General features: G+C 43.1%; 12 protein-coding genes, 1 pseudogene and 1 other annotated feature. Of the genes and pseudogenes, 9 read left to right on the top strand and 4 right to left on the bottom strand.

The features are described from left to right. Positions 1–60: 60 nt before the first annotated feature. From rpmG to rplA, 6 genes are all read left to right on the top strand, one after another. Positions 61–210, top strand: coding sequence for a 50S ribosomal protein L33 (gene rpmG, locus ACF1X7_RS02475; RefSeq protein ID WP_004270843.1), 150 nt, complete (start codon positions 61–63; stop codon positions 208–210). 15 nt (positions 211–225) lie between these two features. Further along, a complete protein-coding gene (gene secE, locus ACF1X7_RS02470; protein ID WP_004270855.1) occupies positions 226–399 on the top strand; it encodes a preprotein translocase subunit SecE in 174 nt (57 codons plus the stop codon). A gap of 98 nt (positions 400–497) precedes the next feature. Further along, a complete protein-coding gene (gene nusG, locus ACF1X7_RS02465) occupies positions 498–1046 on the top strand; it encodes a transcription termination/antitermination protein NusG (protein ID WP_004270842.1) in 549 nt (182 codons plus the stop codon). 290 nt (positions 1047–1336) lie between these two features. Next, positions 1337–2200, top strand: coding sequence for an alpha/beta fold hydrolase (locus ACF1X7_RS02460; RefSeq protein ID WP_052202662.1), 864 nt, complete (start codon positions 1337–1339; stop codon positions 2198–2200). 123 nt (positions 2201–2323) lie between these two features. Continuing rightward, positions 2324–2749, top strand: a complete 426-nt coding sequence (gene rplK, locus ACF1X7_RS02455) for a 50S ribosomal protein L11 (protein ID WP_004270859.1) — start codon at positions 2324–2326, stop codon at positions 2747–2749. A gap of 98 nt (positions 2750–2847) precedes the next feature. Then, positions 2848–3537, top strand: a complete 690-nt coding sequence (gene rplA / locus ACF1X7_RS02450) for a 50S ribosomal protein L1 (protein WP_004270847.1) — start codon at positions 2848–2850, stop codon at positions 3535–3537. Between the two features lie 57 nt (positions 3538–3594). Here the strand turns inward: rplA and ACF1X7_RS02445 are convergent, their stop codons facing one another. From ACF1X7_RS02445 to ACF1X7_RS02430, 4 genes and pseudogenes are all read right to left on the bottom strand, one after another. Further along, positions 3595–3684, bottom strand: a complete 90-nt coding sequence (locus ACF1X7_RS02445; RefSeq protein ID WP_311732651.1) for an adenine deaminase C-terminal domain-containing protein — start codon at positions 3682–3684, stop codon at positions 3595–3597. Next, on the bottom strand, positions 3647–5326 hold the full coding sequence (ade, locus tag ACF1X7_RS02440) for an adenine deaminase (RefSeq protein WP_311732652.1): 1680 nt from the start codon (positions 5324–5326) through the stop codon (positions 3647–3649). Before ade ends, ACF1X7_RS02445 begins: the two co-directional genes overlap by 38 nt. 12 nt (positions 5327–5338) lie before the next feature. After that, a pseudogene (locus tag ACF1X7_RS02435) lies at positions 5339–6696 on the bottom strand (NCS2 family permease). A gap of 198 nt (positions 6697–6894) precedes the next feature. After that, complete coding sequence (locus ACF1X7_RS02430) at positions 6895–8079, bottom strand: acetate/propionate family kinase (RefSeq protein WP_039098209.1); 1185 nt, start codon at positions 8077–8079, stop codon at positions 6895–6897. A 150-nt stretch (positions 8080–8229) separates the two neighbouring features. Continuing rightward, positions 8230–8347, top strand: a sequence feature (ribosomal protein L10 leader region). 46 nt (positions 8348–8393) lie between these two features. Here ACF1X7_RS02430 and rplJ point away from each other — a divergent pair. The 3 genes from rplJ to mprF all read left to right on the top strand — a co-directional run bounded on the left by rplJ (position 8394) and on the right by mprF (position 12338). Then, positions 8394–8897 carry a 50S ribosomal protein L10 gene (rplJ, locus tag ACF1X7_RS02425; protein WP_411162396.1) on the top strand — a complete coding sequence of 168 codons (504 nt, stop codon included), beginning with the start codon at positions 8394–8396 and terminating at the stop codon, positions 8895–8897. Positions 8898–8960: 63 nt separating this feature from the next. Continuing rightward, complete coding sequence (gene rplL / locus ACF1X7_RS02420; RefSeq protein WP_004270851.1) at positions 8961–9329, top strand: 50S ribosomal protein L7/L12; 369 nt, start codon at positions 8961–8963, stop codon at positions 9327–9329. A 396-nt stretch (positions 9330–9725) separates the two neighbouring features. Next, entirely contained in the window at positions 9726–12338 is a 2613-nt protein-coding gene (gene mprF, locus ACF1X7_RS02415; protein ID WP_254671685.1) for a bifunctional lysylphosphatidylglycerol flippase/synthetase MprF, read from the top strand. Positions 12339–12354 lie beyond the last annotated feature (16 nt).

Below are 12354 nucleotides of genomic sequence, written 5' to 3'. Positions count from 1 at the left end.
GTTTGGTCAACACATGATAAAATAAATAGGGTAAACGTCAATTAGAGAGGGGCTTTTCATATGGGTGTTAAGAAAGTCGCCTTAGCCTGTACTGTCTGTGGCTCACGTAACTACTATGTTGCTGAGAACAAGAATCGGACAGAACGTCTAGAGTTAAACAAATTCTGTAAACATTGTGGGCAATACTCACAACACAAAGAAACGCGCTAATTAGGAGGAAATAAGATGATTAAGTTTTTTAAGAGTGTTGGTCAGGAAATGAAAACTGTTAGTTGGCCAGATGCCAAACAAACACGTAAAGATACATCAACAGTCGTCATGACCTCCGTTTTATTCGCCATTTTCTTTGGCGTTGTTGATTTTGCAATCTTAAAAGTACTACAATTATTTATCTTTTAGAACTGGCTTAATTAAGTCGGATTTGCTATACTGATGGCAAGCAAAAAACTTCGCGTGGTCGGAGTTTTTTTATTTTGGTATTTAAAAGGAGAATTCACATGGTTGAATCAATCGAAAAAAGTTGGTATGTCTTACACACATATTCAGGTTACGAAAATAAAGTGAAGGCAAACTTGGAATCGCGTGCCCAATCAATGGGGATGGAGAACAATGTTTTCCGCGTTGTGGTGCCTGAAGAAGAAGAACATGAAATCAAAAACGGTAAGGACAAAGTCGACATGAAGAAGACTTTCCCAGGCTATGTTTTGGTTGAAATGGTGATGTCAGACGAAGCTTGGTTCGTTGTGCGGAATACACCAGGTGTGACAGGCTTCGTTGGTTCACACGGTGCCGGCAGTAAACCAGCCCCATTATTAGACGATGAAATCACACAAATCTTGCGTCAACTTGGCATGAGCACCCGTCATTTGGATGTTGAGTTCAAAGTCGGCGAATCTGTGAAGATTATCGAAGGGGCTTTCGCTGGCCTTGTTGGTCAAATTACAGAAGTTGACGACGAAAAGATGAAATTAAAGGTTAACATCGACATGTTCGGTCGTGAAACAGCAACAGAATTAGACTACGACCAAGTAGACGAACTAGTTTAGAGTGCGACTTCAGGCGGGATGACTGAAGGAGCACGTTTCGAAAAAAGAGTGCGTTTGAAACGGATTGACTCTGAGCATTAACCTAATTTGGCGAATTGGTGCTACAAGCGCCGATTTGACAAATGTAGTTAAGCGCAAGAGTCAGTTTCAAAAAGCACGTTTCAACAATTAAAGTAGGGGGCTAGGATTTGTCCCAAGCCCCAACAAGATAGGCGGCTGAGACGAAAGATGATTTGTCTCAGCCGCTTTTTTTGAACAATCGATAGTGTCTATTTCGAAAGAATGATGTGATGACGATGTGGTATATCATTGATCAAATATTAATTGCAGTGGGCTTAGTCATTTTTTTGTTAGTCTTACTGGCAGGACTGGATTTTTACAAATTAATCCGGGTTTCGGCACATTGGCGGCCGCGCGCACGTTTATATACAAAACAACCAACGCTATTCATTCATGGCTATCGGGGGAATCGCTATTCATTCGGTCACTTACTCGGGCGCCTACAAAAAGCCGGAATTGCTAAGAAGAGCATGGTCATTTGGGTGGGCAGAAACGGTCGATTGCATGTGGATGGAGACGCAGCGTTGCAGGCTAATAACCCAACGATTCAAGTCTTATTTGCTAATAACCGCGCCGATGTGCAAGATCAAGTCCGTTGGTTAGCTACGATTATTGAACACCTAAAAGAAGCGTATGGCGTTACGCAAGTTAATTTAGTAGGGCATTCGATGGGCGCAATTACGGTGTTGCGTTATTTGTTGACATCAGACCATGCCGTGGTGGACAAAGTGATATTGTTGGCAGCGCCAGTTAATGATCCATCAATTGGTCCGGATACACCACTTGTTTTTTGGAGCGAGTTAACCAGTCGTGGACCAGTTAAACGAACACGTAATTATAATTATTTAGCCGTGCGGGCCAAGTATTTTCCAACTGCGATCAGTGTCTTAAACATTGCTGGCGAGTTACTAGGAACTAATCGACACGATGGTTCGGTAGCAGTCGATAGTAGTTTTGCATTGCGTAGCCTATTAAAAGGACACGTGTGCCATTACCAGGAGATGTTAGTTCGTGGACCGGGTGGAGCACATAGCATGTTGCACGAAAATCGTTTAGTTGATCAAGCCATTGATGATTTCTTGTGGCGCGATTAATGGAATCACCTTGCTTTTTCGGCAATTGCTTGGTATATTATTAAGGTATGTTTTCATACACTAGTGGGAGACCAAATATAATGGCCATCTTAACCACATCACGGACTTAAGGAGGTATGTTTCGTGGCTAAAAAAGTAGCAAACATCGTTAAACTTCAAATTCCTGCAGGTAAAGCAACTCCAGCACCACCAGTAGGTCCAGCTTTAGGTCAAGCTGGTATTAACATTATGGGCTTTACAAAGGACTTTAACGCTCGTACAGCTGACCAAGCTGGTTTATTAATTCCAGTTGTGATCACTGTTTATGAAGATCGTTCATTCGACTTTGTAACAAAGACACCACCAGCAGCAGTTCTCTTGAAGAAAGCTGCCGGTGTTCAAAAAGGTTCTGGCGAACCAAACACTAAGAAGGTTGCAACTGTAACTAAAGCTCAAGTGCAAGAAATCGCTGAAACTAAAATGCAAGACCTAAACGCTGCAGACGTTGAAGCTGCTATGCGCATGGTTGAAGGTACTGCAAGAAGCATGGGATTCACTGTCGAAGGTTAATTCATGCTTGACACTTTCAGTCGGATTTTCAATGAAAGTTGAAAAATCAAGTGGGAGGTCAAAAACCGTTCACCACAATTGCAAGGAGGAAAACCCTAATGGCTAAAAAAGGTAAAAATTATTTAGAAGCTGCAAAACAAGTTGATGCTACTAAAGCATACACTGTTGAAGAAGCAATCGACTTAGTAAAGAAAGTTGATTTTGCAAAATTCGATGCATCTCTTGAAGTTGCATATCGTTTAAACGTTGATCCTAAACAAGCAGATCAACAAATTCGTGGTGCTGTCGTACTACCAAATGGTACAGGTAAGACACAACGCGTGATTGTTTTCGCTCAAGGCGAACAAGCAAAACAAGCTGAAGCTGCTGGTGCTGACGTTGTCGGCGCAGAAGATTTAGTTGAAAAGATCCAAGGCGGCTGGTTAGACTTTGACGTTGCCGTTGCTACACCACCAATGATGGCTCAAGTAGGTCGTTTAGGCCGTGTCTTGGGACCTAAAGGCTTAATGCCTAATCCTAAGACTGGTACAGTTACAATGGACGTTACTAAAGCAGTTAACGACATTAAAGCTGGTCAAGTGGCATACCGTGTTGATAAAGCTGGTATCGTTCACGCACCAATCGGTAAGGTATCATTCGATGCTGCTAAATTAGTAGAAAACTTTAAAGCGATGCAAGACGTGATTATCAAAGCTCGTCCTGCTTCAGCTAAAGGTCAATACATTACAAGTTTATCAGTTAGCTCAACATTTGGCCCTGGTGTCAAAGTTGACGTTGCTAGCTTCTAAGTTGGTAATGCAAAAAGCGCTCATCCTTTTGGATGAGCGCTTTTTTTGTTGCTATAATTAAGCATTAATGTCGATAATTTCGAATTTTGTGACATCCACTAAACCTTTGTCAGTAATCCGCAAGTTCGGGATGACGTTGAGTGGCATTGCGCCGAGCTTCATAGTGAGCGGTGACGTGGAGTTTATCGTGGCAAATAGCATTGAAGGCCTTTTGATGTTCAATTAAAGTGTCGATGGGTTCGTTACTCATTAAGCCGCCGATGACAAATGGTAATGTCGCGATGATTTGGCCATCCTGAACAGCAACGCCACCGCCTTGGCTTTCTTTGAGCGCTTCGATGGCAACGACCATGTCAGTGTCGTTGGTGCCGACTACTACGAGGTTGTGACTATCGTGGCCGATGCTGGTGGCAATCGCACCGTTCTTGATGCCAAAGCCGTTAAGCAGGCCAACGCCGACATTACCAGTGAGATGATGTCGTTCAACTACGGCCACTTTAGCGATGTCTTCGTCAGGATGATATTGGAAATCACCGTCTGCAGTGTGAGCGACTGGTAAGACGAGATTTTGCGTCCGACTGATGCTTTGTAAGCCGATCACGTGGGTTTTATCGCTTGTGAGGTTGAGTTTTAATTGGTGAGCGGTGAATGTATCGAGGTGTACGGTTTGTAACAAGTCATCAAAACCAGTAACTGAATCTTCAGTTGTTAGTAGGTATTCGCCGCTGGCAACAACTTTTTGACCATTGATAAAGGTTTGATTCACACTGAATTGTTCGAGATCATCAACCAATAGGAAATCGGCCTTCAAACCAGGTGCAATCCCGCCGCGGTCAGCTAAGCCGGTACATTGGGCAGTGTTGATGGTGGCCATTTGGATTGCCATGATGGGGTCAATCCCGTTTGCGATAGCAACGCGGATACTTTCATCCAAGTGGCCAGTTTCACGGAGGGTTACGGATTGTAAGTCGTCACCGCAGAGACAACAGAAACGTGCGTTTTGCGGCGTCACGCCTTTCAAAAGGGTTGGCATATTCTTAGAGACGGTGCCGTAGCGGAGATAAACATACATACCGCGACTGATGCGATCGAGCATTTCATCGACTTGGGTACATTCGTGATCGTTACGAATACCAGCAGCGGCGTATGCGTTTAAGCCTTGTTCTTTTAAAGCGGGTGAGTGACCGTCGATGAGTTTATTTGCGTTGAGTGAAACGAGTAATTCGTCTAAAACGCCATCATCAGCATTGACAACACCGGGATAATTCATGAATTCGGCAAGGCCGTAAGTGAGGCCTTGGTCATAAGATTGTTGAATCTCATCAGCGGTAATCACAGCACCAGATGTTTCGAGGTTTGGATTAGCAGCAGGCACACACGAGGGCATGGTGTACTTGATATCAAGTGCTGTTTTTTTGGCAGATGCGACCATGTATTCAAGCCCCCGCATGCCAGCGACGTTCACGATTTCGTGTGGGTCGGCCAAGATCGTCGTTGTGCCATGTGGTGTTACAAGTGATCCGAAGACAGCGGGTGAGACATTGGCAGATTCGATATGAATATGCGGATCAATCAAACCTGGCACAACATATTGGCCGCGTGCATCGATAACTTTTGGTGCAAGGTAGTCGTCGCTGATACCGAGGAAGCGACCATTACCAATTGCGAGTGTGCCTTCAATAATGCGGCCATTATAGACATCGACGACCTTTGCATTTTTAATGACCATGTCGGCAGCTTGACGGCCGGCAGCTTGATCAATTAGTTGTTTTAAAGTTGGTTTATCCATGAGTAATCTCCTTTATTTAGCAGGTAATTCGTGCATTGTGAAGAGTAATAATAGGAATAAGAGCGCAGCGACATACATAATCGGATGCACTTTTTACCTTTGCCAGCAGCAATCATGGTGATGGTGTAAGTGATCAGCCCGAATGCTAAATCGTATGAGATATTATAGGTTAATGGGACGCACAGAATAATCATGAAGGCTGCAAAAGAAATTTCGAATTCTGACCAGTCGATGTTGGCAATTGACTTCATCATGAATGAGCCCACGATGATTAAGATTGGGGCAGTCACTTGCGACGTCACAACGGCCAGTAAAGGTGAGAAGAATAAGCTTAAGACGAACATGATGGCGACGACCACGGCGGTGAAATCAGTCCGACCCCCAGCAGCAATCCCAGTTGATGATTCGATGTAACAAGCAGTTGGGGTTGAACCGAAAACGGAACCGGCAATCATTGAGGTTGAATCGGCGAAAAGGGCTTTGCCGACTTCCTTAGGCATCTTGTTGTCCTTGATGAAACCAGCTTGTTGAGCAAGTCCGATTACCGTTCCAGTTGTATCGAAGAAGACGCTGAAGAAAAAGACGAGAATTACGACGGCCATTTGAACATTGAAGACGTTGTGGATGTTCATAATTGAGACGCCGAAAGTGGGTGCTAAGCTTGGAATTGAAGCGATGATGCTGTGAGGCATTGCGATTAGACCAGTCACGACTCCCATGATGGCTGTGGCCGCCAAACCGATGAATAAAGCGCCAGGGACTTTGCGGGCTAATAAAACAATGGTGACGATTAAACCGAAGACGGTCAACCAAACGTGCGGATCTGACCAACTCGTAATGGTGACGAATGATTTAGCACTACCGACGACGATGCCCCCTTGTTTTAACCCGGTAAAGGCGATGAATAACCCAATCCCAACGGCCATGGCGGCTTTTAAATTAGCGGGAATCGCGTTAATCACGACTTCGCGGACTTTTAAGACCGTGACAAGCATGAAAAGGAGGGAAGCGACGAAAACACCGGCAAGTGCTGTTTGCCAAGGAATTCCCATGCCTAAAACGACGGAATAGGCGAAGAAAGCATTGCTGCCGAGTCCGGGTGCAACGGCGATTGGGTAGTTAGCGATGAAGGCCATGGCTAAACAGCCGACCACTCCAGTTAATGCGGTGGCGACAAAGACGGCCCCCTTATCTAGGCCGGCGTCGCCTAATATAGTTGGGTTGACGAATAAAATGTATGACATCGCAATAAAAGTGGTAATTCCGGCGATGATTTCGGTTTTAATGGTCGACCCACTTGCCTTAATTTTGAATTGACGTTCGAACCAGTTCGTTCGTTTTTCTGTTGCAATATCAATATTCTTATCCATTATGCACTTCTGAATTAGTATTTTAAGAACCTTGGCATTATTGTACAACAAAACAATCGTGTTTTTAAGAAGAATATGAAAAATGTTTATTATTTTGTAAATATTGTTCGTGATTTGGTGATGAAAAGGGTTTATTTTATCAAAAAAGAGCCATTAGCGTGAAAAACGCTAATGACTCTCTCATAATTCGCGATTAATTTAGATGGTTGTTAGGACGTGATTAGCAATTGCTAATTCTTCGTTGGTTGGGATCATCAAGACTTTGATGGCTGAATCAGGGGTACTGATTTGACGGGCACCTGAGCCGTTTTCGTTCAATTCAGGATTGATTTGAACACCTAAAACAGCCAGCTTGGCACAGATATCAGCACGTAAACGGGCGTCGTTTTCACCGATGCCGGCTGTGAAAGTGATGACGTTCGCACCACCGAGTTCAACGTGGTAGCTCGCGATGAACTTCACAGCAGAAGTGATGAACATGTCGTAGGCGAGTTTAGCCCGTGGATTGGTAGCGCGTGTTGATTGAATATCGCGCATGTCAGCGGAAACGCCTGAAACGCCGAGAATCCCTGATTTGGCGTTCAAAAGCGTGATGACGTCATCGGCACTCTTATCCAATTCGTTCATTAAGAATGGGACGATGGCCGCATCTAATGAACCAGCACGAGTGCCCATTGGAACGCCTTCTAACGGTGTGAAGCCCATTGATGTATCGACAGGCTTACCATTTTGGCTGGCCGTAATTGAAGAACCGCCACCCAAATGAAGTGTAATTAATTTTAAATCGGCAACGGGTTCTTTCAAAAAGTCAGCTGTTGCTTGTAAGATATAGCTGTGACTAATGCCGTGTTCGCCATACTTTCGGATTTGATAGTCTTGGCTGTATTCATAAGGTAAGCCATAAAAACTAGTTTCATCTGGCATATCGAGATAGAATTGACTATCAAAGACAGCCACTTGAGGGACATTAGTTGGTAAAATATGCATCAAGGTTTCAATGCAGTCAACTTGCACGGGATTGTGTAAAGGTGCATACTTGTCGAGTTGTTTTAATGTATCTAAGTTGGTGCGATCAATAATGGTTGGTTTTTCGAACGTGGTAGCACCGGCAACGACCCGGTGGCCGACTGCAATGATGTCTGCGGGTGAATGAATGATGCCGTTGTCTTCAAGTTGTTTCAAAAGTCGAAGAACACCATCTTCATAGGAAAGATTAGCAATGGCGACTTGTTCTTTTTGACCTTGGAACTTGAAGGTGAAGCTAGCTTCTGGTGTGTTCATGCGTTCCATGAGCCCGCTTGCCAGTAAGGTTAAATCAGATTGTTGGAATAGTTGCCATTTCAATGATGAACTACCCGCGTTAACGACTAAAATATTATTCAAAAAACTGCACCTCTTACGATTAATTTTCTTGATAGTCTCAATTTTAAACCGTTTTTTCAGAAAAATAAAATAAGTAAAACATAATGCTAGGATAACTAAAATTAAGTGCCGATAATGATTGACGCTTTATGGAATCCATGCTATATTTGTAGTTGGTTATTTATGCTACCGAAGACTCAGGTGCCAATAGGCTTAATATCCTGCCGAGGAAGATACGTTGAAATCCCTCTCTATGTCTTGGTGGACATGGAGTTTTTTATTTTTATAAGGAACTCTTGACCACAAGTTTTACAAATCTAATGGAGGTGAATCAATTGAGCGAAACAATCATTGCAAAAAAAGCACAAATTGTTGACACAGTTGTTGAAAAATTCAATAGTGCTGTTTCTATCGTCGTTATGGATTACCGTGGCTTAACAGTAGAACAAGTAACTGAATTACGTAAACAATTACGTGAAGCTGGCGTACAAATGGAAGTTGTTAAAAACACTTACTTGCGTCGTGCAGCAGACAAAGCTGGTTACGAAGGTTTGGATGATACATTCACAGGCCCTACAGCAGTTGCATTTTCTAACGAAGATGTTGTTGCACCAGCTAAGATCATCGCTAACTTTGCTAAGAGTGCTGATGCACTTGAAATCAAAGGTGGTATGATTGAAGGTAAAGTGGCAACACTTGATGAAATCAATGCCCTGGCTACAGTGCCAAGTCGCGACGGTTTATTATCAATGTTACTTTCTGTATTACAAGCACCAGTCCGCAATGTCGCATATGCTGTTAAAGCAGTTGCCGACAGCAAAGACGAACCAGCTGCATAATTTAAAATTGTGTAGTTAAAAGTGTTATCAAAAAATATTACCCACAAAATGGAGGAAACAAAAATGGCATTAGACGTAAATGCAATTGTTGATCAATTAAAAGAATCATCAATCTTAGAATTAAACGACTTAGTTAAAGCAATCGAAGAAGAATTCGGTGTTTCTGCAGCAGCTCCAGTAGCAGCAGCAGGTGCAGCTGGCGCAGACGCAGCAGCTGAAAAAGACAGCTTTACTGTTGAATTATCAGAAATCGGCCAAGAAAAGGTTAAAGTTATCAAAGCCGTTCGTGAAATCACAGGCTTAGGCTTGAAAGATGCTAAGGGCTTAGTTGATAACGCTCCTTCAGCTCTTAAAGAAGACGTTGCTAAAGACGAAGCAGAAGAAATGAAAGCTAAATTAGAAGAAGTTGGCGCTGTCGTTAACTTGAAATAATTTAAGAGTGCGTCATTAACGGGTTGCATTTGAGCATTTGACTGATGTAGCAAAGCGCAGAAAGCAGTTAATGAAAGCACGTTTTATTTCTAAAAGAACCCCACTAATGTGGGGTTCTTTTTTTACATATTTTTTTGTAAAACATAAATGGCGAGTTGCACAAAATAACACGATGCTAAATATGGATTCCATATCTTAAGCGACAGCCATTGCTGTTGAGAACTAAAAAGGCAATCAGAGGATATTGATTGTCGGGTGAACGGGAATCGGATTGTGCTCCGGGTAAGTAATAAGCGAAAATCATAATCTAACAGCCATCTAACATAATTGTCATTTTACTGTGTTTTGCCTTGGGATAGCTTATAATTAAATTAATTAAGTTAAGGAGCGGTTGATATGCGAAAATGGGGCAAACACATATATGAAGGAATTCAGCGACACCTAACGTTGTTAAAAGGCATCTTCATCCTTTCGGTGATGGTCTTTGTTATCCTAGAAGTCGGCCGGATTTTCCGGGACTTGAACGGGGAACAATTGAAAGCGAGTTTAACGACACAAAGTCCGTGGACCTTGCTAGCGATGCTGGTGATTGGGTTTGTGGCGGTCTTGCCAATGCTCAATTATGATTTCGTGATTGCGGAGTTGCTGCCGGAGGACTATTCATTCTGGTATAAAGTCAAATCTGGTTGGATCGTCAATACGTTTACGAACATTGCCGGATTCGGGGGCTTCTTAGGTGCGAGTTTACGGGCCAATTTCTATGGTAAAAAAGCGTCACAAAAAGAAATCTTAATTGCGATTTCAAAAATTGCGCTGTTCTTATTAGCCGGCCTGTCAATCTGGTGTCTGATTAGTGTCGTTTTGATCTTTGGCTTTGGTATTGGTGGGATGTATGCCAACTACTGGTTATGGCTAGTGGGCGGTTCGTTGTATTTCCCTGGTCTGATGATTAGTACGCGCTTTAAAAATGCGGCCTTTTTCAAAGATCTTTCGATGCAACGCGTTTTACGCCTAACATTAGGGTCTTTCTTAGAATGGGGTTTTGCGGGCGGCTTTTTCTTAACGATTGGTTATTTCTTAGAGATTAAGGGTGACTTATTACAAGTCTTACCACTTTTCATGATTGCCAACATCATTGGTGTTATTTCGATGGTACCAGGGGGCTTAGGAACGTTTGATTTGTTCATGATCTTTGGTCTGAGTGCAGTCGGCGTTCAAAATGCGGACGCCGTTGTCTGGTTGTCATTTTACCGAGTCTTTTATTACATCGTGCCGTTTTTAGTCGGCGTTGGTTTATTTACTCACGATGCAGGCAGCCGGTTAAATCATTATTTACAGGGCTTACCTCGGCAGGTGATGCAAAAAATCGCTCATCACTTCATTGTTTTCTTCCTTTATATTTCAAGCATCATTCTATTATTAGTAGCAACTGTCCCGAACTTTGCGATTACCAACACAGTGATTGGACAGCTCTACCCATACACGTTCTTCTTCTTAGATCGTGTGACAAACATCATTGTAGCGTTTGTCATGTTGGCCTTAGCCCGCGGCGTTGCCAACCGCGTTCAAAAAGTTTTCTGGCCGTTGATGGTGCTATTGGTGATTGCGATTGCCAATACACTATGGCGGGATTTCTCAATCAAACTCGCTGTCTTTTTAACTTTTGTGCTCGTAGCTAGTTTCTTATTGAAACGCGAATTATACCGTGAACGGATCGAATTTTCATGGAATGATCGGATTGTGGATGGTGTACTTTTCGTGGGCGCCTTCTTGTTATACGGCTTTGTTGGGATTGCCAATTCGCCACACTTACGGCATCGCAAACCCGTACCAACAGCGCTTTTATTTCCATCCGAAAGAGTCTGGTTGGCTGGTTTTATCGGGATGTTGGTTGCCGCAGGGACCTTATATCTCGTCTACCGTTATCTCAGTCGAGGGGGCCGTTCAATAGCAGCGCCATATGATGAAGCACGAATTGCTAACGTGATTAACACTTATGGCGGCAATGAGGTCAGTCATTTGGCATACTTACGGGATAAATCAGTTTATTTCTATCAGGAAGAAGGAGAAGATCAGGTATTCTTGCTTTATCGTAAAAAAGCGGATCGCTTAATTGTAATGGGTGAACCAGTCGGAAATCCGGCTAAAATTTTACCGGCAATTGAACAGATGATGCACGACGCTGATTTGATTGATTGTCATTTAGCGTTCTACGAAATTTCAAGTGAATTAACGATGCAACTGCATGAAATCGGGTTTGACTTTATCAAGTTTGGTGAAGAAGGCTACGTCCGTTTGGCGGACTTCACGATGACTGGTAAGAAACGGCGGGCTGAACGCGCCTTAATGAATAAGTTTGAACGTGAAGGCTATCAATTTGAAATTTTAAACCCACCATTTAGTGCCGAATTAATGGCAGAACTCAAAGCGGTTTCTGATGATTGGTTGGGTAGTCGCGTTGAAAAAGGCTTCTCGTTAGGCTTTTTCGATGAAGCATACCTCCAAAAAGCCCCAATTGCAGTTGTCTATAATGCCGATCACCAATTAATTGCTTTCGCTAACGAAATGCCAACAGGAACCAAAGAAGTCGCAAGTATTGATCTAATGCGTCACAGACAAGATGCGCCATCTGGTATAATGGATGAGATCTTTATTAATCTCTTTGAACAAAATCGAACGGATGGCTACACGTACTTCAACCTCGGCATGGCGCCTCTTGCAAATGTAGGGACTTCCGAGTTTAGCTTTATTGAAGAACGAATTGCTCATCTGATCTATGAATACGGCTATCACTTCTACGGATTCCAGGGATTACGGACCTATAAGAAGAAATATACGACGGAATGGCGTTCGAAATATATCGCTTATCAAAAACGGACCTCATTAATTTTCACGATGGTTCAAGTTTTAATGGTCGTTAATCAACGGGTTGCGGATCAACCGCATCCTGGTGGCTTGCTAGGTCGTTTGATGAAGTCAGTTCAAATTGGGAAATTTTCAGATAACTAACGACAAATGAGGAAAA

The organism is Latilactobacillus sp. VITA-14 (genome assembly GCF_046580785.1).
Classification (GTDB): Bacteria; Bacillota; Bacilli; order Lactobacillales; family Lactobacillaceae; genus Latilactobacillus; species Latilactobacillus curvatus.
Note: the sequence above shows the minus strand (reverse complement) of the source record. Positions and strands in the feature narration are given on the sequence as shown.